General features: G+C 47.6%; 24 protein-coding genes. 10 read left to right on the forward strand and 14 right to left on the reverse strand.

Translation table 11 applies throughout. From position 1 onward, the window contains the following. Positions 1-49: 49 nt before the first annotated feature. Genes A3848_RS03645 through A3848_RS03665 form a run of 5 tightly spaced genes read right to left on the reverse strand, consistent with a single transcriptional unit; the run spans position 50 to position 3,574 of the window. Positions 50-781, reverse strand: a complete 732-nt coding sequence (locus A3848_RS03645; RefSeq protein WP_074083580.1) for a hypothetical protein — start codon at positions 779-781, stop codon at positions 50-52. Further along, positions 775-1,476: an ABC transporter ATP-binding protein gene (locus A3848_RS03650; protein WP_074083581.1), complete on the reverse strand. Its 702-nt coding sequence runs from the start codon at positions 1,474-1,476 to the stop codon at positions 775-777. The genes A3848_RS03645 and A3848_RS03650 overlap by 7 nt, the downstream gene beginning before the upstream one ends. 13 nt (positions 1,477-1,489) lie before the next feature. Then, positions 1,490-1,864: a GntR family transcriptional regulator gene (locus A3848_RS03655; RefSeq protein ID WP_074083582.1), complete on the reverse strand. Its 375-nt coding sequence runs from the start codon at positions 1,862-1,864 to the stop codon at positions 1,490-1,492. Further along, positions 1,864-2,610, reverse strand: a complete 747-nt coding sequence (locus A3848_RS03660; RefSeq protein WP_074083583.1) for an ABC transporter permease — start codon at positions 2,608-2,610, stop codon at positions 1,864-1,866. Before A3848_RS03660 ends, A3848_RS03655 begins: the two co-directional genes overlap by 1 nt. Further along, the gene (locus A3848_RS03665; protein ID WP_074083584.1) at positions 2,603-3,574 is read right to left on the reverse strand and encodes an ABC transporter ATP-binding protein; all 972 of its coding nucleotides are present in this window, start codon (positions 3,572-3,574) and stop codon (positions 2,603-2,605) included. The genes A3848_RS03660 and A3848_RS03665 overlap by 8 nt, the downstream gene beginning before the upstream one ends. A 261-nt stretch (positions 3,575-3,835) precedes the next feature. Between A3848_RS03665 and A3848_RS03670 the strand changes: the two genes are divergently transcribed. Then, positions 3,836-5,260: a cryptochrome/photolyase family protein gene (locus tag A3848_RS03670; RefSeq protein WP_074083585.1), complete on the forward strand. Its 1,425-nt coding sequence runs from the start codon at positions 3,836-3,838 to the stop codon at positions 5,258-5,260. Here A3848_RS03670 and A3848_RS03675 read toward each other — a convergent pair. Beyond that, the gene (locus A3848_RS03675; protein ID WP_074083586.1) at positions 5,197-6,201 is read right to left on the reverse strand and encodes a phosphotransferase; all 1,005 of its coding nucleotides are present in this window, start codon (positions 6,199-6,201) and stop codon (positions 5,197-5,199) included. The genes A3848_RS03670 and A3848_RS03675 overlap by 64 nt on opposite strands. A 283-nt stretch (positions 6,202-6,484) precedes the next feature. On the opposite strand from A3848_RS03675, the gene A3848_RS03680 reads away from it, so the two are divergent. Further along, a complete protein-coding gene (locus A3848_RS03680; RefSeq protein WP_178381897.1) occupies positions 6,485-6,745 on the forward strand; it encodes a hypothetical protein in 261 nt (86 codons plus the stop codon). Positions 6,746-6,829: 84 nt separating this feature from the next. Beyond that, positions 6,830-7,702 carry a sulfurtransferase gene (locus tag A3848_RS03685; RefSeq protein WP_074083588.1) on the forward strand — a complete coding sequence of 291 codons (873 nt, stop codon included), beginning with the start codon at positions 6,830-6,832 and terminating at the stop codon, positions 7,700-7,702. A 155-nt stretch (positions 7,703-7,857) separates the two neighbouring features. Here the strand turns inward: A3848_RS03685 and A3848_RS32105 are convergent, their stop codons facing one another. Next, the gene (locus tag A3848_RS32105) at positions 7,858-8,016 is read right to left on the reverse strand and encodes a hypothetical protein (protein WP_178381898.1); all 159 of its coding nucleotides are present in this window, start codon (positions 8,014-8,016) and stop codon (positions 7,858-7,860) included. A gap of 254 nt (positions 8,017-8,270) precedes the next feature. Between A3848_RS32105 and A3848_RS03690 the strand changes: the two genes are divergently transcribed. The 4 genes from A3848_RS03690 (at position 8,271) to A3848_RS03705 (ending at position 13,257) form a co-directional block, all read left to right on the forward strand. Then, entirely contained in the window at positions 8,271-10,547 is a 2,277-nt protein-coding gene (locus A3848_RS03690) for a preprotein translocase subunit SecA (protein WP_074083589.1), read from the forward strand. 277 nt (positions 10,548-10,824) lie between these two features. Further along, positions 10,825-11,886, forward strand: a complete 1,062-nt coding sequence (locus A3848_RS03695; RefSeq protein WP_074083590.1) for a helix-turn-helix domain-containing protein — start codon at positions 10,825-10,827, stop codon at positions 11,884-11,886. Continuing rightward, the gene (locus tag A3848_RS03700; RefSeq protein ID WP_074083591.1) at positions 11,861-12,346 is read left to right on the forward strand and encodes a (2Fe-2S)-binding protein; all 486 of its coding nucleotides are present in this window, start codon (positions 11,861-11,863) and stop codon (positions 12,344-12,346) included. The genes A3848_RS03695 and A3848_RS03700 overlap by 26 nt, the downstream gene beginning before the upstream one ends. A gap of 149 nt (positions 12,347-12,495) precedes the next feature. Further along, the gene (locus tag A3848_RS03705) at positions 12,496-13,257 is read left to right on the forward strand and encodes a DUF975 family protein (RefSeq protein ID WP_074083592.1); all 762 of its coding nucleotides are present in this window, start codon (positions 12,496-12,498) and stop codon (positions 13,255-13,257) included. Positions 13,258-13,530: 273 nt separating this feature from the next. Here A3848_RS03705 and A3848_RS03710 read toward each other — a convergent pair whose 3' ends face one another. The 7 genes from A3848_RS03710 to A3848_RS03740 all read right to left on the reverse strand — a co-directional run bounded on the left by A3848_RS03710 (position 13,531) and on the right by A3848_RS03740 (position 21,437). After that, positions 13,531-15,399, reverse strand: a complete 1,869-nt coding sequence (locus tag A3848_RS03710; RefSeq protein ID WP_074083593.1) for a serine hydrolase domain-containing protein — start codon at positions 15,397-15,399, stop codon at positions 13,531-13,533. A 320-nt stretch (positions 15,400-15,719) separates the two neighbouring features. After that, positions 15,720-17,783 carry a methyl-accepting chemotaxis protein gene (locus A3848_RS03715; protein ID WP_074083594.1) on the reverse strand — a complete coding sequence of 688 codons (2,064 nt, stop codon included), beginning with the start codon at positions 17,781-17,783 and terminating at the stop codon, positions 15,720-15,722. A gap of 322 nt (positions 17,784-18,105) precedes the next feature. Beyond that, on the reverse strand, positions 18,106-18,540 hold the full coding sequence (locus A3848_RS03720) for an OsmC family protein (RefSeq protein ID WP_074083595.1): 435 nt from the start codon (positions 18,538-18,540) through the stop codon (positions 18,106-18,108). Between the two features lie 17 nt (positions 18,541-18,557). Beyond that, positions 18,558-19,304 carry an amino acid ABC transporter ATP-binding protein gene (locus A3848_RS03725; RefSeq protein WP_074083596.1) on the reverse strand — a complete coding sequence of 249 codons (747 nt, stop codon included), beginning with the start codon at positions 19,302-19,304 and terminating at the stop codon, positions 18,558-18,560. A 19-nt stretch (positions 19,305-19,323) separates the two neighbouring features. Continuing rightward, positions 19,324-19,968 carry an amino acid ABC transporter permease gene (locus A3848_RS03730; RefSeq protein WP_074083597.1) on the reverse strand — a complete coding sequence of 215 codons (645 nt, stop codon included), beginning with the start codon at positions 19,966-19,968 and terminating at the stop codon, positions 19,324-19,326. Between the two features lie 42 nt (positions 19,969-20,010). After that, positions 20,011-20,832, reverse strand: coding sequence for a substrate-binding periplasmic protein (locus tag A3848_RS03735; RefSeq protein ID WP_074083598.1), 822 nt, complete (start codon positions 20,830-20,832; stop codon positions 20,011-20,013). Between the two features lie 20 nt (positions 20,833-20,852). Then, positions 20,853-21,437 carry a TetR/AcrR family transcriptional regulator gene (locus tag A3848_RS03740; protein WP_074083676.1) on the reverse strand — a complete coding sequence of 195 codons (585 nt, stop codon included), beginning with the start codon at positions 21,435-21,437 and terminating at the stop codon, positions 20,853-20,855. A 262-nt stretch (positions 21,438-21,699) separates the two neighbouring features. Between A3848_RS03740 and A3848_RS03745 the strand changes: the two genes are divergently transcribed. From A3848_RS03745 to A3848_RS03755, 3 genes are read left to right on the forward strand one after another with little or no spacing between them, the layout of a single operon-like run. Beyond that, complete coding sequence (locus A3848_RS03745; RefSeq protein ID WP_074083599.1) at positions 21,700-22,365, forward strand: Crp/Fnr family transcriptional regulator; 666 nt, start codon at positions 21,700-21,702, stop codon at positions 22,363-22,365. Between the two features lie 29 nt (positions 22,366-22,394). After that, positions 22,395-23,183 (forward strand): ABC transporter ATP-binding protein, encoded by a 789-nt coding sequence (locus A3848_RS03750; RefSeq protein WP_074083600.1) that lies wholly within the window; start codon positions 22,395-22,397, stop codon positions 23,181-23,183. Beyond that, positions 23,167-23,931, forward strand: a complete 765-nt coding sequence (locus A3848_RS03755; RefSeq protein ID WP_256701561.1) for an ABC transporter permease — start codon at positions 23,167-23,169, stop codon at positions 23,929-23,931. Before A3848_RS03750 ends, A3848_RS03755 begins: the two co-directional genes overlap by 17 nt. Positions 23,932-23,951 lie beyond the last annotated feature (20 nt).

A 23,951-nucleotide genomic window follows, 5' to 3' on the forward strand; every position in this document is an offset into this window, starting at 1 on the left:
TACTTTCGCTCCTTTGCATTCCATTTGAACATTCCCGGAACTATGAAATTTAATCTTCAATCCTTTTCTGGATCAATAGCTTCATTACATAAATAAGTATGGCTCCAACAGCAGCCTCAAAGATCAGAGCCCAGAAGTTAGTTCCGATATCGGATAGTTTCAGTCCGGTACGTATTGCAGAGGCCTCATAAACCTTAAACTGGAATGCGTTATTCAGTGCACTAATGTAGCTTCCCCAAAACTGATTCTCAATAAAGCTTATTCCGTTCTCGATCACTGCAAAAACAGCGATAGCAATCCAGATGGTCCCCTTTACCCGAAGGCTTTTAGCTATGGTGACGGCAAACATTAAGAGGATCAGTTCAAATCCGGCGGTCCATAGGAGATTGAATATGCACCATGATGCCACCCGCCAGAAATTCACCGGTAGAAAATCAGAGGAGTAAACCAGAATATATAGACCTAGATGGATCGCGGCAAGACCCGTCACCAGCAGCAGAAGAATCCAGTTGAGCAACAGCGGTGAGAGAACATTCTGTAAAGTACCTACCGGCACAAGCCTTCTGGCATATGACTTTAAGTAACGGACATAGTTGAAAAAGGCAAAGAGCAGCAGGGTACAACCAAAAACGCCATATGCCATCATATTATAGGAGAGCAGATCAACCCCCATAGAGCTGTTCGAAATCCATATTCCAGCCTGGACAAGCAGCATAATGACGAAGTAAGCGAGGATCCGCTCCTGTCTGCGTTTCAAGTCATATTTCATCAGCTTCAACATTCTGCATACACCTCTCTGAACAGCTCATCGATACTTTTCCCCCGCTGGAGCCTGAGATCCTCTACTTCGCTATGCAGGACAAGCTCACCCTCTTTGATAAAAATCACTTCATCAAATATTCGCTCAATGTCGGTCACAAGATGCGTGGATAGCAGGATCGTACTGTCTTCCTCGTAGAACTCCATTAGCGCATTAAGTATTTTTGTCCGCGCCACAGGGTCAACTCCGCCGATAGGCTCATCCAGAATATATAAGCTGGCTCTGCGCGAGAGCACCATGGTCAGCTGCAGGCGTTCACTCATTCCCTTGGACAAGGTACTGACCTTGTCACTTTCCCTTAATTTCATGAATTCCAGCATGTTCTTTGCTTTGCCTAGATCAAAGTCTGGATAGAAGTCCTGCTGAAACTTAAGTGCATCTCCCACCTTCATCCATGATTCTGTTAAGGGACAGTCTGGCATGAAAGACACCAGCGATTTACTCGCTTCCCCCACCGGAACACCCAACACAGAAATCTTCCCCGAAGTCGGCTGGGCAAGCCCGGCAATCAGCTTCATCAGTGTAGTTTTTCCACTACCATTGCTGCCGAGCAGGCCGACGATTTTACCGGCGCCGAGTTCCAAGGAAACTCCGTTCAGGGCATGCTTGGAACCGTATTTTTTGGTCACATTTTCAACTTGAAGTATCCTGTCCACTGAAACAATCCCCCTATGATTTAGTCCTAGAAGCAATATTTTCTGCTACAGCCGTCAGGATCTCCTCACTCTGAAAACCCAGCTCCTGCATGCCGCGGAAAAATCGTTCCAGCACATCCTGTGCCATCTCTTTTTTAATAGTAAGAATAGTCTGTTCATTGCCGGTCACATATCTGCCCATCCCACGCCGGGTTTCCACGATTTCTTCACGCTCCAGTTCCTGAAAGGTTCTTTGCACCGTATTCGGATTAATCTGTAGTTCAGCGGCCAATTCACGTACGGAGGGGATTTTGTCGCCCGGTCTCAACTTTCCAGTAACGATCTCCCCTTTCATATAATTCATGATCTGGAGATAAATCGGCTGATTGTTGTCAAATTCTATGGTCATCAAGCAACGTCCCTTCGTCTGAACACCATAAATCCCGCCAGAAGAAACAGCACGAAGTATACGGACAGCACCAGAATGGAGAAATGCAGCGTCATTCCTGGAATCGGTGCTCCTCCTCCTTCGTAAGCAGCCAGATTCATGTTGGGAAATAATACGTATTTGTAGAAATCGCGGAAAATGACCATATTACTAATTGTAATAGCAAACATCGTGCTTCCTATGGTTACGCCAGTAGAGGTAGTCAATATTCCAATCATAAAAGCCAGCGCAGTGTACATCACAAGATACACGCTGTTGTAGAGCACGGAAGTGAGAAGGTCACCAATGCCCAGGCGATCTCCATCCATTCCAAACCACACACTGCCAGAAGCATACACTGCTATAGTAGTTACTACAGTCAGGCTGAGTGCGTACAGCAGGACGGTCATATATTTGGAGGCCAGGATGGCGGTACGGCTACGCGCACGGATCAGCAGGAATTTGATCGTTCCCTGGCTATATTCCTTGGTGACAATACCCGCTGTCCCGATAATGACCAGAATACTCACCACTTGGCCAATAGCCGTCGGCATCATCATTTCCGCCGCAAACGCAGGCCCGGAAGCAAAAAGCTCTGCCGCAACGGAATGCACAATGTACCCTACCAAAAACGGCAATACGATTAAAAGAGCATAGACTACAAAGAAAGTCCGTTTCTTCGATAATTTAAGCCATTCGTTCAGCACCAGATTGTTAAATTTACGCAATGCGGTTCCCTCCTGTCCATTTGAGGAATTCTTCTTCAAGACTCTGTTTGTTATCTGTAATACGGTAGATCCCTACTCTCGCCTCGCTGAAAGCTGCTACTAGCCCCGGTACTTCATTGTCCTTCATACTGACCAGGACTTCAGAATTCGCCTCATCCGTCCGAATGAACTGAACTCCTGACTGTGCTCTGATAACCGTAAGCGCAGCTTCCAGTTTATCTACCCGGATGGCAAGGGGAATTTCGCCCCCAACCTTCACTTCTTCTCCTAGCGGAGTTACTGCGATCAGTTGGCCATTCTGTATTACAACCGCACGGTGGCAGATTTGTTCGATCTCCGCAAGCATATGACTCGAAATCAGTATCGATATGCCTTCCACCTCAGCGATGGTGCGCATATATTCACGCATTTCACGAATTCCCGCAGGGTCCAGCCCGTTTGTAGGCTCATCAAGGATGAGCAGCTTTGGTGCTTGCAGCAGCGCTTGGGCGATCCCCAGCCGTTGGCGCATCCCCAGGGAATAGGCTTTTACCTTTTTGCCCATAGCTTCCTGCAGGCCGACCAGCTCTACCACTTCATCAATCCGTGCATCCGTGATGCCGTCACTCATCCGCTGATATTGCTTCAGGTTGTCATAACCCGTCAGATGGGGATAAAACTCAGGGTTCTCAATGATCGCGCCAATGTGGGCGATGGCCTTGTTGAAGTCATTGCGGATACTGTGTCCGTCAACCAGCACATCTCCTTCCGACATACGGATTAGACCGGTCATCATACGGATGGTGGTTGTTTTCCCGGCTCCGTTAGGTCCTAGCAGCCCGACAATTTCTCCCTTACGGATATCAAAGGACAGCTTATTCACTATGGCTTGCCCTTTGATAATCTTACTAACCTCATTCATCTGCAATACGATCGGCGCGTTCGCAAAACCTGATGATTCAACATGATAAGCAACCTGACTCATGGCACCCTCCTGGATTTGAAATCAAATGTTTCCGGTTGAACATTCTATTGTACCGGTGTGTTAGTTAAATAGTACACCGACTCTCTGGTTTTGTAAAGCCTAATTATTCCATCACTTCATATCCGGAGACCTGCTGTACCCTAGATGGAGGAAATTGATATCTTTCAGTAGGTTGCGGGTAATAACGTATTTGGCTTGCAGAAGCTGTACGGCCCCGCTATGATCAAAAGATCAGTCAAGTTCAGAAAGGAACCCGTTCTTATGATACTCTTCATTCACCGCAAAGATCTGCGGACGATCGATCTACCAGCCTTTGATGCCATCCATTCTGCTGGTGTAGCCAGCTTGCATGTACTGATCCTTGACCCTTTCCTGCTGCGTAAGGAGCGGTATCTTGAACACAGCGGCTTTAACTTTCTCACGCAAGTTGCACGGTTGCACCAGGACTACATTCTGGCAGGTAAACAGCTGCATATTCTGTACGGAGAGCCTGACATAGTCGTTAAGAAGCTGGTACAGACCCATCCCATTGAGCAAATATTAGTTCATACAGATTACACACCGTATGCCGTAAAGAGGGACAAGCAGTTGAATGCTACAGCATCCTCACTTGGCATCCGTTTTCAGACTTATTCCGGCAGCATGCTCTGTGACCTGGATGAATTCATGGAGTGGAGCGGCCGTGCGGAGCCATACAAGGTCTTTACACCCTTTTACCGCCGCTGGCGCACCTTCCTTACAGAACGTTTCCGTCCTCCTTATTCCACGGGCATAAAGGATCTGCAAACGGCCAGCCTGGAGCAAAGTGTAGCAACCACCTTCAGGGTTCCTGATGAGGTTGAACGCCTGCTCAGGCAGCTATCCTTACGGACAAATGACCTGGACGCGTATCGTACACTCGATCATTTCCTTAGTGAGAATCTACAGGATTACACAGTGAGACGCGATAAATATGCGGAGGATGGCACGAGCCGGATCAGCCGGTATTTGAATACAGGGGCGATTTCAGTACGGATGATCTATACAAGGCTGTCGGGGGAAGAACGCGGAGCGGAAGAATGGCTGCGGCAGCTGGCCTGGCGGGATTTTTACCTGATTCAGGCCCGCCTGGATGCTGATTTTTTCAACTATGAGAATGTCTTTGATCTGACTAGTCTGGGTACCAGACATTTTGAAGCCTGGTCCCAGGGAAACACAGGTATTCCAGTCATTGATGCGGCTATGCACCAGTTGAACGAAACGGGCTGGATGCCGAACCGCCTGCGGATGATTACCGCGATGTTTCTCACCAAGAATCTGGGCTGTCCGTTTATTTACGGAGAACGGTACTTCCGGCTGAAGCTTAGCGATTACGATAATGTGCTGAACCGGGGCGGCTGGCTGTGGAGCTCATCTCTTGGATTTGACGCCTCCCCGTACTTCAGAATTATGAATCCGGTAACCCAATCACAGACTCATGATCCAAGCGGAAGCTATATCCGCACCTGGCTGCCGGAGCTAACAGAATTGTCGGACAAAGAAATCCATCTCCCCCGCCCTGGAGCGATTGTTGATCTAAAAAGTTCACGGGCACTGGCAATTGAAACCTATAAGCAGATTCTTCAAAGTAAAAAAAAGCAGCTTCAAGCTCCCTCTTGTTCTTCCTTTAGAATCTCTAGAATAAGTGAAGTCCCCGCCGATAACTGAAAGATGTCTTCTGACAAAAGTTTCACCTGCTCCTGCAGCACATGCGCCTCATCGGTCCCTTCCAGATATCGGGTGACAAAATGAAGGAAAACATCTACTTTTCTAAGCAGCATCAGCACTGGAATAGCCTTAATTTCTGCTTCAGAGAGACGGATATGGCGGCTGAAGCCCCGGCAAAAATCCCGGACTGCTGCCTTCACCTCCGCATGCCCAAGCAGCCCGGACAGAATAACCGCCGGCTCCATCGCCCGGACATCGAAGGTGCAGAATTCAAAATCGAGCAGCGCAGCTACTTGCCGGTGATCTGTTGTTTCTACCAGCAGATTGGAAGCATTCAGGTCCCCATGCACCAGTTGATGCGGCAGTTCTTGCAGCTCGGTCAGCGAAACCGCGATGGTGTCATAAGCCTCGTACAGCATGCTAAGCTCTGGAGCAAGATCTGCAAACGGTACTGGCGGCTTCAGACAGAGCTCAAGGATTACTTCTGAGGTGCATAGTGGATAAGCCGGCCTCAGCTCATAATAAGGCTTGTACACTGGAGCCAGCTCAGGATTGATGTCAGACAGCACAGTGGATAACCAACCCGCAGCCCGCCCGAAGGATTCGAAATATCCATTCTCCTCTTCCGCCGGTGAATCTCCGTCGATATATTTGAACAAGCAGGCAAATTTGCCGTCCGCATCCTTCAGCTGAACTACTGTATCTCCAGCTGGGGTGCAGATCGGTACCGGTACTTTGAAAGGTAAATCAAGCCCTCCCAGTTTTTGCAGCACGGCATGCTCAAATTTTATTTTGTCTCGATCCCTGTGCGTATCATAAATGCGGAGTACGGCGCGGTGAGCACTATTTTCCACAAAATAGGTTGTATTATTCCAGCCGCCGCTCCGCTTCCTCAGCGTTCCATTCCAAGCCGGCCAGGCCTGGCTTATCATTTTCTCCATAGGCTTATGCCCCTCTCTTAATTGTTGTGTAACGAATCTTCTATAAGCAGGTCTTATATGTAAGGTGGTGAACATGTGGCCGATGTAGAACACATCTTGAAAAATATTAATCAGTTCAAGGGCAATTGTAAAATCAGTGTCTGGCTATGTCAAATTGCCAAAAACACTTACTTCACTTAGACCCTATCAGTGAGGTCTTTGGCAGAACGGAAAGCTGGGCCAGGGTTACATTTCACCGCGCAAGAAAAAGCTGAAACAGAGCAGCAGATTGCCTTTTGAAGAAATGGAGGGTGACGGTATCTTTTATATCACTCCTATGCGGCCGGTCATCAAAATCAAAAAGTCTGCGGAGATCGGCCTTGGCAACGGGGATGACACAATAGACCTTGAACAATTAAATGGCAACCGCACAGACCCTTCCACGCATATCAAAGCTGTATATTATGGGCCGAAGGATGACAAACCGATTCTGATCTGGAAACAAAGCATGGGGCTGCCGCCGGCAACCGCTGCCGTCGAGGCCCAGTTTGTGGACCGGAATTAGCTATTTTTGGAGCTTATCCTGCCAATCCCCGATTTTTTCCGCTATAATAAACTTCATATTGATTGAGCAAAGGATGGGATTCTAATGGATGCTACTGTTTCCAAACGCTGGCTGCTGGCAAGGCTCTATGAGCCGGAGCAGACGATTGTGGATTGCCGGTTTACGCTTGGTAAGCCAGATGCTGGACGGAAGAGCTATGAACAGGAGCATATTCCTGGCGCAATTTATCTCGATTTAGAGCTGGATCTGTCCTCCCCGTTAGGGGAGCATGGCGGGCGCCACCCTCTACCCGACCCGGAGGTGCTTGCTGCACGACTGGCCAAACTCGGGATAGGCAATGATTCACGTATTGTTGCCTACGACGATGAGAGCGGAATGAACGCTGCGCGGCTCTGGTGGCTGCTTCGTTATCTAGGGCATGATCAGGTATATATTCTGGAAGGCGGATTCAGTGCCTGGAAAGCCGAGAAGTTCCCGGTCACGGATCATCAGCCGGTGCGGGTTCCGAGTACTTTTGTGCCAAAGGTCCAGCCCCAGATGCAGGCAGGTGTTGAGGAAGTTCGACAGATATCTGAACAAACGGTCGCCGCTACCGCTGCCAATTCAGCTTCCGTCCCCCTTCCCGTCCTTATCGACTCGCGTGCAAATGATCGCTATCACGGGAAGAACGAGACCCTCGACAATAAGGCCGGACACATCCCTGGCGCGGTGAACTTCTTCTGGAAAGACACACAGAATGAAGATGGAAGCTACAAGAGCACTGAGCAGCTGCAGGAGCATTTTGCTGAGCTGGACAAGGATGCCGAGATCATCGTCTACTGCGGTTCCGGCGTAACCGCTTGCCCGAATGTGCTGGCGCTGGAGAAGGCCGGATACAGGAAGGTTCGGCTGTATGCAGGAAGCTGGAGCGACTGGATTAGTTATGAGGAGAATCCGGTGGCTACGGGGAATAGTTAACATGAAGTGCCCGCGTCCTGCGTGGGCTTTTTGTGCTGGAGAGCACCCTGCGAAATATCAAGTCATCGCGGATTTAACCATAAGCGGAGAAAGATGATCCCGCATTAAATCCTCTCTTCCGACCACACCTCCAAGTCCAGCTATATGCTGCCCCTTCAACCGTATAATAACAGACAAACACCTTCTCTGGATCGATGTCTGGCATGTGGATTTTGAAGCAAAGCCTCCAGTGATTCAGTGAGTTCCTCACCCAACAGCTCCCCAAACCGTCCCATATCGAGTTCAAAAAAACCGCCTGCAGCATCATAGGCCATAATACCATTATCCTATTCAACAATTCACTCTCTGCTATTTGATTCTATGAAGCTTCCAAAATGCAAAATAGTATTTACATTGTGCAATACATAAGCTACAATCCTACCAACCAATAACTGGAAATGACAATTCCATTCGCCATTACTTTCAACCAAATGGTTTTCAAAAAGTTGGCGTTTGCTGGCAAGCAACAGATCAGCGCAAATGTTGTTTAAAACTAAGCGTATGTCTAACGAGGGGAGATCACATTAATATGAATATAGCCGTCAAGTTCATGCAAAAATTCAAAAACCTCGATAACCAGAATAAGCTGAAGGTCTATCGGGACAAAACGGAGCTCATTAGGAGACGGAATATGGAAGCCTGGGATGACGGGCGACTCCAAGAGGAATCCCTCCGGCTGCAAAAAGAAGCGCGGTCAGGTACACCTTTGGACGAGCTGCTTGTCGATGCTTATGCGTTAGTCTGCGAGGCAGCGAAGAGAAAGCTCGGATTACAGCCTTACGAAGTCCAGATTATGGCTGCCATTGCTCTACATGAGGGATTTCTGATCGAGCAGCACACCGGTGAAGGAAAAACACTCTCTGCTGTTATGCCTGCATATCTAAATGCACTGACCGGCAAAGGCGTTCATGTGCTGACTTTTAACGAATATTTGGCTAAGCGGGATGCGGAGTGGATGGGCCCGGTCTATCGTTTCCTCGGGTTAACGGTAAACTCGGTTCAAGCGGGCATGAGCCTGTACGAGAAACGGGAAGCATACACCAAGGATATAACCTATGTTACGGCTAAAGAAGCGGGATTCGATTACTTGCGTGACACAATTGCACTAAGCGAAGCCGATACCGTGCATCGTCCTTTCCATAACGTCATCGTCGACGAAGCGGATTCGCTGCTTCTCGACGAAGCGCGGGTGCCGCTAGTCATCAGCGGCGATTCGGCCTCTTCCAGGAGCGACGGCTTTCGTTTTGCAGAAGTAGCTCGGCAGCTCAAGCAAGCAGAGTTTTACGACTTCGACGAGTTCCAGCGGAACGTTTACTTAAATGAAGCAGGTGCCGAGAAAGCGGAATCGTTGCTGGGATGCGGCAATTTGTACGATAGCCATAACAGTCACTTGCTGACGTCATTAAATTGCGCACTGCATGCGGAAACGTTATTAATGAAAGACGTCGATTACATCGTCCGGAACGGAAAAATCGAGCTGATCGAAGAATATACCGGCCGCGTGGCGGAGAACCGGTATTTGCCGGACGGGCTGCAAGCCGCACTTACGGCCAAAGAGGGGCTGTCCTCCACAGCCAGTGGAAAAATTCTCGGGACGATCACCATTCAACACTTCATCAGCCTGTATCCGCAGATTTGCGGAATGACGGCTACTGCGCATGCTTCCGGAATGGAGTTCAAAGATATTTATACGCTGGAGGTCGTGCAAATCCCGCCGAACCGGCCAAATATCCGGATCGACCATCCGCACCGGATTTATACCCATAAAGAAGCCAAGATTAAGTCGCTTGTACACGAAATCTCGTCCGTCCATAAGTCGGGACGTCCCATTCTCATTGGTACATCAAGTGTTGAGGAGTCTGACATGCTGGCGAAGGCGCTAGCGGTTGCCGGTGTACCTTGCCATGTTTTGAATGCAAAAAACGACGCAGAAGAAGCCGGGATCATCGCCAAAGCGGGAGAAACTGGCGCCGTGACGGTGTCAACGAATATGGCGGGACGCGGCGTCGACATACGGCTCGGCGGCGGTGACCCCGCGCAAGCAGAGGTAGTCGCTAAACTGGGCGGGTTATATGTGATTGGCACACATGTAAACGAAAGCATGCGAATCGACGACCAACTTCGCGGGCGTTCTGGCCGCCAAGGCGACCCGGGAGATTCCGTTTTTTATGTATGCTTGGAGGACGAGTTGCTGCATCGCTTCGGCATCCATAAAGCGGCTCGAGCTCCAAAGCAGGATGAGGCTCTTGAAGAGACATTACTAAGCAGCAAGATCACAAGTATTCAGCGTATTGTTATGGGCCAAAACTTCGATATCCACAAGGAACTGAACTGTTATTCAGATATGGTAGAGGATCAGAGGCGAATTCTACACGCAGAGCGACTCCGCATTTTGAAAGGCGAACAGTCGATGAGCCCTGCGGAGCAGCGGGTACGGCTTTTTTATATCGACGAGTTCTGGGCTGAACATCTTGCGTACATTTCTTACCTTCGCGAAAGCATCCACTTGGAGAGCCTTGCCAGCCGTAATCCTATCGACGAATTTCATGCGCAAATCACCGAAGCCTACGAGCAAATTCCTTCCAAAGTAAATAGTGCATCGGAAAATATGCTTGAAAGGCTCGGAGGTTCGAATGACCCGGCGGAGTGGGAAAAGTTCGATCTGAAGAGCCCTACTTCCACTCGGACGTATATTATCAACGATCAATACAGCCAGAATATGCGCAGCTCATGGACCGGAACGACTGTATTTGCTTTTTGGATTCGCATGATTATGAAGCCGGTATTCAAGCTGTCAAAATATTGATGCAGCGTAGCTTTTTGAAGAAAAATTGCGTTGCCGCCTACACTGAAAATGTTTTCCGAAGCGAAACGTTGACTCCGTGTTGACTTCGGGGCACAAAAATACATCGCTGATGCTTATTAGCCGCTTGGCGATGTATTCAATCATTACGAACATTCCCTTCATAGCTAACCCAGTCACTCCAGCTTCATATCCCCCCACAGGATACTTTATCCCAGTGACCCGCGGCCTCAGATGCAAGTATTTGCGTGTTGCTGCATACCGGAAGGTGGTACGATGAATGATTAGTAAGGATGGCATCCCCCCTACGGGAACATTCGGACAGATTGATCAAATGTGGTTCAGGCTTCGAAGCATCACACAGAACAACAATCCCAAGGGAGAGTGGTCACTTCGGCTACAATTTCTTGAATCGCATATGCTCCTGATTCCAATATTTGGCCGGGGTTGGATAACGGTAGATGGAAAATATGCTGAACTCAGAGCGGGATTTGCTTTTATTTGCCTACCAGGGAAGTTGATCGAAGCCCGTCTAGAGGGTTCAGGAGACCAGAGGATATACATTCTTCGGTTTGATGTATTTGGTCAGCGTGATCTGCCTGAAGATCAGGAACAGACAAGCTCATCGGAGCTTCATATCCCCTTCCCCATGGAAGGAGAAGCAGCGATTGCATCAACTATTACTTACAGCAAACACTGTGAGGCCATCGCCGCTTCCATGGGAAACATAAATCCCTTGCAGCGACTGCATGCCCAGAGCAGATTCTATGAGCTGCTGAGCGATGTCGGCCAGTTGCAATTGAGCGATACAGATGCTGTGATAGAGCGGGTCAAATCATATATAGAGCAACACTACCGCGAAGAGCTCTCCATCCGCCTGCTGGCAGGCGAGGCAGGCACTAGCGAAAGGCATTTCATCAGACTGTTCAAGCAGAAATATGGTATCAGCGCGATTGAATACCTGACCGAGTACCGGATTAGACAAGCAAGGAGCCTTATGTTGCCGCAAACGAATTATGAATTGAAGGATATTGCCGCTTACGTTGGTTATAAGGACATCCCTTATTTCCGGCGCAAATTCAAGCAAATTACCGGCGTAGCTCCGGCAACATTCATGCGAAATGCCCAGCTGAAAATGGTTGCTTACCACGGCAGCCTGATTGGGGCACTGCTTACTCTGAACATTATTCCCTGCGCAGCTCCGGCTGACCATCCTTGGACTGAATATTACCTCCCTAACAGCCTCATCCTCTATGGGGATCAGATCGATCGGGGAAAGGGCACACCCGATGGCTCATGCCTTGTGTCTAAGCAACATGTCTGTACAGCTCATCCGCACTGAGGGGTTCCCCGTATTCTCCTTTCATGTCCATGAAAATCGGGACGGCCTCTGCCACAAAAGTGTTTCCGGGAAAGGATTACTAGATGAGCTTGGTTTGTTTTATAAGAATGATGTCAGTCCGATTATTCTTGCTCTTGCCAAAGCCGCACAGACTAAAGCAGTGATGCTATGGAAGCATATTTATAATCAGCTATATACCTATATGGAAGAGGAATCCCGGGATGCGGCAGATGACAGCACCCGCAACCTTATCATCGAGCAATTCAAATCCATCACCTGGGAAATCGAACCGGAGGTATTCGGACTTCACAGCAATCCGTTCCGCATCATACCCAAATTCAGAACAGACCCCAACCCTCCACACAACACTATATCTATTAAGGCCACCTGCTGTCTGGCCTATCAGCTTAGACCGGATCATGGATACTGCAGCAGCTGTCCTATACTGCCACCGGAGTAAACGGAGCTACTGGTAAATAGTCTGCAGGATGAGGCCGCGGTCCACGCGGTTTTTTTGTGCGAATGGCATTTAATTGTTTCTTTTTGGCATAATCTATGGTATCTATTGTAAGTCGAAGAACAAAATGCAAAACAAAGGGAGAGGTTTTGATGTGGGATCGTAAGGAAATAAAGCGAAGGGCTAAGGATGTGCTCCGAATCTCGTATTGGAAGGCTTTTGTGGTGAGTTTAATACTGGTTTTACTTGGAGAAGGCATGGGTATCCCAAGCTTAACTCAAAGAATGGGTTCCTCGCCATTTCGTTCAGAATGGTCCAACTCTGTTCATGACATGGATTGGGGGATTTTAGGCCCCTTCCTTATTATCGTAGTATTCATAGTTGGCTTATTCGCAGTAATTGGAATTGCATTTCATATCCTGATTGGTTCTCCTCTCACAGTAGGTTCATTGCGTTACTTCAAACAGGCTGCCGAGGGTGAAGTCCGTATGGGCAATATCGGCTATGCGTTTCATAAAGAACGGTATTGGGCTATAGTTCTAACTATGCTTTGGAGAGGTTTTTTGAATTTCTTATGGTTCCTGTTACTGATCATTCCAGGAATAGTAAAAGCCTATGCATATAGTCAGGTACCTTACATCCTTGCAGACAATCCGAATATCGGATATAACCGTGCAGTAAAATTAAGCAAGCAAATGACACAGGGACATAAGTTCCGCATGTTTGTGCTTGATCTGAGCTTTCTTGGATGGATTCTGCTTGGCCTGCTGGCACTCGGCATCGGCGTCTTATTCGTTCAGCCCTACATTAATGCCACAAAGGCAGAGCTTTACTTGGATTTACGCCATACTGCACTTACATATAAATTGACAACAGAATATGAACTCCGACTAGCACCGACACCCTATTTTTAGAATCGTACCGCTAGATTGCTGCTGATGAATAGTCAACATGATGAGCCTGCGCTTGGTGCGGGCTTTTTGTGCTGGGATTGTACAGATGAATAGGCAGGCATGAACTTCTCAATTTTATCAAAGGCCCCTCTCCGGCGGAAAGCGCACCACTCGACCGATTCCTCCGTTAAGCAGCAAAATTAAAAGCCTCAGTCCCATTGAATTCAGGACTAAGGCCGCTTAAGGATCATATCCGCGCTGTCTACTTGATGGGATCAGTTCAGAACTGCCTGCTTAACTGTAGAATTGCCAGAATACAAGCAGTCCTACCAGAACTAACATCATCGCCCCGGACAGAATGGCCGACCACTTGTCACGGGCAGTTGAAGCAGACCGCTTTTTCTTCTTCAATACAAGAAGTGCCGCCAAAAACAATATCGCCAGTCCAGTCAGACCATAGTTAACCAAAATCTGCGGATACACTTCGGCATAGGCACGCTCATTGTTGCTGAGCATCCGCAAAGCCAGAACCAGATTGTTCACCACAATGCCAGTGCCTGATAAGGTTAGGCCAACCACCAACTTGCGGCTGGCGGCACTAGAAGCAGGGCGTGTTCTGGCTCTCCGCTTGTTCAAGATCGTCTGAACCAGCAATACAAACGGGGCGATAATAAAATAGACGACAGCCAGAACCGCAAGCGCTGCACTCAAGAGCAGCACCGGCATTGATTTATCAGCAGGCAATGGCAAATAATCAGTCGTATACACCGAGATCGCCTTAACCTTACCATCATTGACTGTTGCATGCAGCATGGGCCAGGCATCGAGCGCCGAGTCTCCGCTTATTTTCTCATAGAGATATGGCTGAACCTGCTTATAGCTTCCGGTCATGCCTGCAAGTGACACACGGAGCTGATCCGCTCCCTGCGGCTCAAGCTTCATCAGCGTGAGATAGGGGAATAGATTCATGAAGCCATGTCCAGGGCGGCGCGCAGCCACGAACTCACCTTGGACCTCTGACGCGTCCGGCAGGTCAACTGCATCCGCCTGCTCACGCGTACCCACGATTGCTTTGGTCAGACCATGAACAATATTGGATTCGCTAGCCTGATTGGTCATAATTACGATCGCGAACCGGTCTTCAGGCACGATCTGAAGATTGGTGGCAAAGGCAATCGTATTCCCGCCGTGGCCGAGTGTCCGGTGCCGTCCGGGATATTCCCAGAATCCATGCGCAATACCAGGCATTCCTTCAGCTGAGGTATAACTTTGGGTCAGCATCTTGCCCAGGGTCCCGGGCTTCTCAAACAGAGGGGATTGCTCTCCGGCTGCAGGCAGGAACGCCATCGCAAACTTAGCCAGATCCTCCGCAGTGCCGTTATTGCCGCCATTGGGGTACATGGACATATAATTCCATGATCCCTGCTTAAAGGAACCTTTTCCCTCAAAGAAATAACCCTTAGCTTTATGCTTCAGCAGCTCCGGGCGCTCCTCTACAACAGAATATGCAATGGAATCCTTCATGCCAAGGGGATCGAAAATATGCTGCTGAACGTATTCACGGTAATGCTGACCGCTGATTCTCTCCACTATATACGCAGCCAGTGAGTTACCATAATTCGAATAGGCTACAGCCTCACCAGGTCTGTATATCTGTGCAGGTTGGGCAAGCTGCAGTCCCTCTTCCAGCGACCGCACTTCGCCAGGGGATTGATAGGCCATATCGAACATATACTCTTCGAATCCGGCATTGTGGTTCATGAGATTAAGCATTGTTATGGGATCATCATATTTCAGCTTGGTTAGGAAATTCTCAGGTAAATAGTTACGAATATCTTCATTCAGGTCAATTTTACCTTGTTCCTCCAGCTGCATCACGGACGTCCATACAGTAAGTTTACTGATCGAGCCCCACTCCATTACCGTATCCGGCGAGACAGGGATCTGCTGTTCCACGTCGGCGTAGCCGTAACCCTTGGACAGAACCACCCGGCCATCCTTCACCATAACAACAGACGCGCCTACGGATTGTTGTCCTATGTACTCTTTTACATAATTGTCGACAAAATCTTCCAAACCGGCCAGCGGAATCCCGGAGGGGGTAGCTGCCTCTGCACCCGCGCTAACTTTTTCCGCCGCAAATGCTGTGATACTACTGGACATAAATAATAGTAATGAGAACACAAGTATAAATCCTCTTCCTAACAATAAGACCTCTCCTTTAGTTGAGTAAATTCCTGCAGCTCTCCTATTCTATCAAGAATCCTCACACATAACCGTATAATTTTGTCAAAAGTAAATTAAGCGTGATTTCAGCTCCACATATTTCCTCCACATAACAAACAGCGGCCCCCGTTACCGGAGAACCGCCGCCCGTTTTGCTCTAATTACTATTTCTACAGATATACACTTCTGGCTATAAAAAAATTCCCTTTAAGTTTACTCGATTCGTATTGATAACAATGGACTTTTATTTACGTGTGCTATTCGACCTGGAACTGATTCAATTCATCCTGTAGCTTTTTCGACAAAAGGCTGAGTTGCTGGGATAGTGCTGCAACATGCTGTATGCTGTCCAGTTGCTCCTGAGTACTTGCACTTACCTCTTCCGTCGAAGCAGAATTCTCTTCTGTCGTCGAAGAAATCACTTCCAGTGCCTGTAAAATTTCTTCCTTGTGGGTATGAACATTGGAAGTGTTATCGCTGATTTGAATCATGCGTAATTTCAAGCCTTCTAAATCCTTGTTAATACTGAGGAACACCTGCTTCGTAGCTTCAACGGATTTCGCGGTTTCTCCAGCTATTTCAAGGCCCTGCGTTGTGTGTTCAACGGATGCCGTGGTTTTCTCCGCGATATCATGAACCTTTCTGGCGATCTCCTGTGTAGCCCGTGCAGTCTGTTCCGCCAATTTCCGGACCTCTCCTGCCACAACAGCAAACCCGCGGCCCTGTTCTCCTGCACGTGCTGCTTCGATAGACGCGTTAAGTGCTAACAGATTGGTTTGTGTGGCAATTTGATGTACCGTATCTACGATGCCCGATATCTCATTACGGCTAAGATCAATATCTTGAATCGCAGACGAAATCGCCTGTGTGGAGTTGTGATTTTCTTGAGCCCATCTGGATAACTGATCCAAAACGTCTAACCCTAGTCCGCTTTGGTCTGCAGAAGCTTGCACCATCCCTTCTATGGCTTTGGTATCATTCGTGATTTCGTCGATTTGACCGGATAATGACCCTGTTTTGTGAAGAATCGTATCCGTTTCGATTGACTGATAATTAGTTGCGTTAGCAATCTCAGTAATGGCCACAGCCATATCGTTCATTGTCACAGCCGTTCGGGAAGATATAGATTGCAGATCCTTGGAAGACTGATTTAATACCTCTGCGGAGGCGCCAACCATCTGAATCATATTTTGAATTTTCCGGACCATATTGAAGATTCCGATTGAAATTTGTCCAATTTCATTTTTAGAATTAGCATCGAACTCAACAGTCAAATCCCCGTTTTCCACCCGCTTGATCTTGGTAAGAAGTATAGGTATGGATCTGAGCAGATAACGGAGTGTGATATATGAAAATAAAATGAGCAGGAACGCAGCTGCAGTGAACCCGATAATGGTAAGCCATGTGAAGTTCACTAATTCTGAGAGTACTTCACGCTTTGAAATGGTCAATCCTACTGACCACCCAGTATCTTTACTTGTGGCGTACCCGATGTAACGGCTCTCTCCATTGTCGTTAATCAGTTCTACTCCGGATTCGCCAGCTAACATTTTCTTTCCGATCTTCCCTAGATCACCCGGGCTCTCGTTAATCTTTTCCTTTAATATTTTAGTCTTATCAGGGTGATACATAATCTCTCCAGTTTTTGTGGCGAGAATGGAATAACCTGTGCTGCCAAGCTTATAGCTTTGCATGATAGAAGGAATATCCTTAAACGCTATATCAACTACCACAAAACCAATTATCGCATTGTTGTCATTCTTAATCGGATAAAAAATACCCATCAACAAATCACCCGTAATAATATCATTGTAAGGATCGGAGTAGTACAAGCCGTCTGCTGCGACTGCCGGTTTGTAATACGGGCGTTGTTCAATAGTAAAGGTAGGCTCCGATACACTGCCATCGTTCAGGATGTAAAAGCCTTTGCCTGTAGTACTTGCTACCCAAGCATCTGCAAAAGCGGGCTCTCCCTTAACAATGGCTGCCAAGGTTTTTGTTACTTCAGCCGCATGCGGAGAAGTTTTGGCCAATCCAGGAGATTCCGTAGATTCGAGATATTGTTTAAATAGATTATTCGTTGACATCTGCTTGACAAGTGAACCCTTTTCCTTAAATAAAGCATCGAACTGACTAACGAGTGCCTGTGTTTTAGTCTGAAGCATGGACTCTTGGTTCTTCACAAGTATGTTTCGAGTGCTAGAAAATACAAATGTACCCAAGATCGAAAAGACGACAACGATAATAACTAAGAGAACAATTGATAATGTATTTGCAATACTCGATAAATTGAATCGTCTTTTCTTTAATTGCTGTGACATTAGAACCCCCCCATTTCGCTTTTGTGTAATTAGCTCATAATAATATTTCGGATATTTGTCGATCATTCGATAGAGTAGTTTTCGATAATAAATATTTTGATGTCAAATTTTAAGGTTTACAGCATAAAAATTATAAAATACAGTTCATTTTATATTTTTTCGGGTGCATTACTATTGCTTAGATGTTGAAATGCTAGATGCCATTTTCAACAGTGAACGGTTATAAGCAAAACAAAACGACCTTAGTCCCATAGAATTCAGGACCAAGGCCGCTTACCGATAACTTTATTTTTGATATGAATAGTTCAGTCCAATCCAAGCCTTAGCTTTTTTTCTCTGGTTTCTCTACCTCTACTCCATTAAGAATTAGATGCAAGCGGATGTCTGCCTTAAGCGAATCCGAGACGGCACAGTACTTCTCCTCAGCCATCAGGATGGCTTTCCAGAGCCGGTAATCGGGGACATTCCCATCAATATGAAAAAACAGATCAATTGCTGTAAATCCGGAAGGATTCGCTTCCTTGCGGGTTCCATCTGCTTCAATCTCAAGTCGTGTGATTTCTGGCAGGAACCGATCCAGAATCATCGTGATATCGATGCCCATACAGCCTCCCAACCCGGCCAGCAGCAATTCCATCGGAGTCATGCCTTCGCCGTTACCACCGTATTTAGGAGTTGCATCCATCCCCACGGAATAGCCGGAAGGCCCTGTTGAATCAAACATCCGTTTACCTTTCCAAATGGTCGATACTTTCATTATCTTTACCTTCTTCCTTAAACTTCGTTGATTTGACGCAAGAATCTGCGTGTCCGTTCCTCTCGGGGATCTTCAAAAAACCGCTGCGGAGCCGCTTCTTCGATAATATTACCATCTGCCATAAAAATGATTTTGGTCGCCACTTCACGGGCAAACTTCATCTCATGTGACACGACCAGCATCGTCATGCCCTCCTGAGCCAGCTCACGCATCACACTGAGCACCTCACCGACAAGCTCGGGATCAAGCGCAGAAGTGGGTTCATCGAATAACATTACTGCGGGTTCCATAGCCAGAGAACGGGCAATCGCCACTCTTTGTTGCTGCCCGCCGGAGAGCCGGGAAGGATAATATTCTTCACGATCTGCCAGTCCAACGCGGTCCAGAAGCTTCCGGCCTATAGCTACAGCCTGTTCCTTCGGCAGCTTCTTCACGGTGATCAGACCTTCAATCACATTGCCGAGCGCTGTTTTGTGTGGATATAGATTGAATTGCTGGAACACCATCCCGCTCTGCTTACGGATATTCCGGGTAGCCTGCTGACGCAAACGCCTGGAGGCAGTAGCATCTACTACAATCCCATTCACCTCAAAACTGCCGCCTGAGATGTCCTCCAGACCATTTAAGCAGCGAAGCAATGTGCTTTTGCCTGAACCGCTCGGTCCCAGGACAACGACAATATCCTGTGCTGCCACCTGTATATTAATGCCCTTCAGCACTTCATGATCCTGAAAATGCTTCGATAAGCCTGTAGTCGTTATCATGTTAACGTCATCTCCATGTTCAATAAGCTTTGGCCAATCTGCGTTCGAACCGCTCCAGGATGAAGGCCAGCCCAGTACTCATAATCCAATACATCACACCGATCCCCAGATAAAAAGGCATATATTGATAATACTGGGCAATGAGGAGCTGTGCTTGACGCAGAAGTTCGCTGACCGTGATTACTGAAACGAGTGAGGTCTCCTTCAGCATACCAATGAACGTATTTCCCATAGGTGGAATAGCAATACGCATGGCCTGCGGCAGCACAATTCTGCGCATCGCCTGCCATGGCGTCATTCCGGTTGAATAAGCAGCCTCCAATTGTCCCTTCGGAACCGACAGAATGGCTCCACGGAACGTCTCAGACAAGTAAGCCCCAGCATTTACACTGAGCGCAATATAGGCTGCTGTCAGGGAACCAAGCGTAATCCCATAATCTACAAGCCCATAATATATGATAACAATCTGTACTAGGAGTGGTGTCCCGCGGATGACCGATACATAGAAACGGGCAATCCACCGAATCGGCGGATTCCCTTTGAGACGGGCGATTGCCACCACGAGGCCGATGATCAGACCGAAGAACATAGAGACAATCGTCAACAGTAAAGTGTAACCGGCGCCCTTCAGCAAGAAGGGCAGATTGTCGAATACGAGTTGCATAGATACTACCCCCTTCCCGCCATAGGGCGCACGCTCCAACATTTATTTTGCAGGTGTCTCATTGAACCATTTCTGAAAAAGAGTGTCGTAAGTGCCATCTGCCTTCATATCGGCCAAGGCTTTATTCATGGCATCACGAAGCTCTGCATTATCCTTGCGGAGAGCTACACCCGCCATATCGGATTTGATCGGTTCGCCCACCGCTTTAATCTGAAAGCCATTCTCATCTACAACCGGCTTCAAGGCATACAGATTATTAATGGTCGCATCAATCCGTCCTGCATCCAGATCCTTCAGTGAGGTAATGACATCATCATACGTCTTGATCTTGAAATCACCTACTTTTGGCAGCACTTCGGTACGAAGATAGGTTTCATCGTTCGTTCCGAGCCCCACCCCAATCGTCTTCCCTTTGAAGTCTTCCAGCTTCGTGATATCTGTATTTTTGGTATTGACGATGATTTTGACATTGTTGGTGATGTAAGAATCCGTGAAATCAATTTGCTTCTTACGTTCATCAGTTATCGTAACCTGGCTAATCACGATATCGAATTTCTTCGCTTGCAGACTTGGGATCAGCCCGGAGAAATCCTGAGTTGTGAATTCTGCTGTTACTCCAAGACGTTTGGCAATTTCCTTGGCGATATCAGGGTCAAAGCCGTCTACTTCTTTCTTATCATTCAAAAAGGTATACGGCGGATAGGTTCCCATTGTACCGACCTTGATCACGCCCGCTTTTTTAATTTGTTCCAGTTCATTCGCCGCTGTAGTTCCCGAATCTGATTTCCCGCCGCAAGCGCTTAGAACCAGACCGAACACAGCCAGCGCTGTTATTGTAACCATAGCAAATTTACGTTTTATCATTATTGTTTCTCTCCCTTTATCTATAGTTTTCCCAACAATCCGTAAAATTCGAAATTGGCCAATTCACTCGCTAATTGCTGTGCAGAGGCCTCTGCAACCTTAGAATGAATGTCTTCGGAGCCAAATAACCAACGTGAGAGCAACCCGTCACACATACTCATTAACAGAGCAGCGCGAAGCTCAACCTCTATACCCTCAGGCAGCATTTGCAGCTCTATCGCTCTTTCTATATTGCGGCGAAAAGCTTGCTCCATTGCATTCCGGGTAGCCGAAATACGCTTCCTTATCGTTTGGTCGGCTCCATTTCCCATCAGGAGGATCTCCATAAGATGGCGGTTCTCTGCGGCGAAATTGAACAACCGGTGGAACAGTGCTTCTGAAGCTTCTACCATGTCCGTTATATCTCCCGGATCTTGACGATAACCTTGGGCAATCACTTGCAGTAGCTGTTCCTTGCCCGTTTCGATAATCTCCAGCGCAATGGCTTCCTTGCTCTTAAAGTGCCAGTAAAAGGTTCCTTGCGCTACACCCGCTTCCTGAACGATGTCCGATATTTTCGTCTGATGATATCCCAGCCTGGCAAACTTCTCCAGAGCGATCTGCATCAGCTGAGTTCTGCGATCTATGTTTCCGTTGTTGTCATCTATGGGCAATCCATCTTCCTCCCCCCGATTGATTCGTCAGTCAGTTGTCTTTTTTTAAATCCTATAGGATAACTGTGTTATTGTCAATAGATTCTTGATATTTCTTCCTATTGTCAGCTACACGACATTTTTTACTAATGGATTGTGCTAATATACATATATCGCATAAGATTACTGTGTTTTATTATCCTACAAAACTCAGCTGATAAGAGGTGACCTATCCATGGATTCAATCGGCAATCCCGGGGATTTATTAGAGAAGCAGCAGATTAAGGAGGTCCTTCTTCGTGTCTTTCAAGAATACGGAACCCCAAAATCCTATAAGAAAAACGAATTCATTTTTTTAGAGAATGATCCCGCCAATGCGGTCTTTTATGTAGACACAGGCTTAGTGAAAATTTCACAGTCCTCCCAGGAAGGTCAAGGCATTACCCTCTTTCTTCGTTATGCCGGTGAGATCTTCGGGAATGCGGAGCTGCTGGCGAACCTTCAACGCAAACGATATGCCAAGTGCCTGGTAGACTGTCAGATGATCACGTTAGACGGGCAGATTTTTCTGGATTTAGCCAAAAGCAACGCTGAGTTTGCATACTCCTTAGCGGTTATCGGCGCCCATCGGCTATTGCAGACCCAAAACATGGTTGAGACGCTAATCAGCCGGCCTGTGGCATGGAGATTGGCTTGGTTAATATTCCAGATGGGCACTCAGAAAGATGAGCAGATCCATCTGCAACTGCAGCTAAGTCATGAAGAGATTTCTTATGTAATTGGCTGCAGCAGACAGACGGTTACCGAGACCTTGAATAAGTGGCGTGAGAAAGCACTTATAGACTACAACCATAAGAAAATTATCATTTATCATCCAAACCGCTTTTTCACAGATATTTAAAGAAGCGCTTGGGTCAGGAAGGTGTGCACATGATCGATATCAACAATGTCAGCAAAACGTTCATGCAGCGAAAAGGAGAACCCTACACGGTACTAGATCAGGTATCCTTCCACGTTGAACGCGGGCAATTTGTGTCCTTGCTGGGTCCCTCCGGCTGCGGAAAATCCACCTTATTAAATCTGATCGCCGGGTTTGAAACTTCGTATGAAGGTTCAATTACCGTCAACGGGCAGAGCATTACGTCTCCTGGCCCCGACCGCGTTGTCGTCTTTCAAGAGCATGGACTATTTCCCTGGTTAACCGTACTCGACAATGTTGCCTTTGGATTAAAGCAGCGGGGCTTATCCAAAAAAGCCCGTTATGAGCTGGCCTATGAGCAGATTAAAGCCGTGCATTTAAGTAAGTTCGTGGAACGTTATCCTCATGAGCTCTCCGGCGGGATGAAGCAACGGGTTGCCATCGCCAGAGCGCTGGTCATGGACCCGGAGATTTTATTAATGGATGAGCCCTTTGCCGCCTTAGATGAGCAGACCCGCTATATTTTGCAAAAGGATTTGGAGGAGATCTGGCAGAAAACGCGGAAAACCATCTTGTTCATCACTCACAATATTCGTGAGGCTATCCTTCTGTCTGAACGTGTGCTAGTCATGTCTACACAGCCGGGCCGGATTAGGCAGGAGTTCTCCGTTCAGGCCGCCCGCCCTCATGCGCTGGAGGATCCCTTGATTCATTCTCTCGAAACTAAAATTCTGGCAGTTCTGACAGATGAACTGGATAAGATCGTCCAAGGGGAGATCGATCATGAATACAGCATTTAGAAGAATAATATTTCTGATTATCCTAGTGATTGCGTGGGAGCTGGGTTATCGGATTTTTCAATGGGGCTGGAAATTCCCCTCTCCCTTACAGACCTATCAAGCCTTTTACGATGGATTTACGAAGGGGAATTTGCTGGAGGCCACCCTTTCCAGTCTTCGCCGCTTATTGATTTCGTTTGTGCTTGCGATTGGAATCGGTACACTGCTGGGATTCTTGTTCGCCCGTTTTCGTTATTTCGATGAAACCTTTGGGTTCCTGGTTGTTGCGCTGCAGACCGTTCCCAGTATCGCCTGGCTGCCGTTTGCCATCATCTGGTTCGGACTTAACGATACCTCCGTCATTTTCATCACCACCATTGGTGCCACCTGGACCATGTCTATTGCCAGTCGAACCGGCATTATGAATATTTCCACCATCCACTTACGGGCGGCACGGATGATGGGTACGGGCAGCGGGTTTCGGATGTTTTTTCAAGTGATGCTTCCCGCAGCATTTCCTCATCTCATCACCGGAGTTCGTGTAGCTTGGGCATTTGCCTGGCGCGCACTTACCGCTGGTGAGCTTATTGCGAGAGGACTGGGGCTAGGCCAGACGCTACAGGACAGCCGCAGTATAGGCGATACCGCAACGATCCTGTGTGTTGTCATTATCATCGCCGTGATCGGCACCCTGTCGGATCATTTGTGCTTCAAAAGACTGGAGGATCGCATTATGCTCCGCTACGGCTTAGATTCAGCCAAAAGATAAGTTGAAATCATCCACTCCAA

The sequence above is a fragment of the Paenibacillus sp. P32E genome, from assembly GCF_001909085.1.
Classification (GTDB): domain Bacteria; phylum Bacillota; class Bacilli; order Paenibacillales; family Paenibacillaceae; genus Paenibacillus_AQ; species Paenibacillus_AQ helianthi.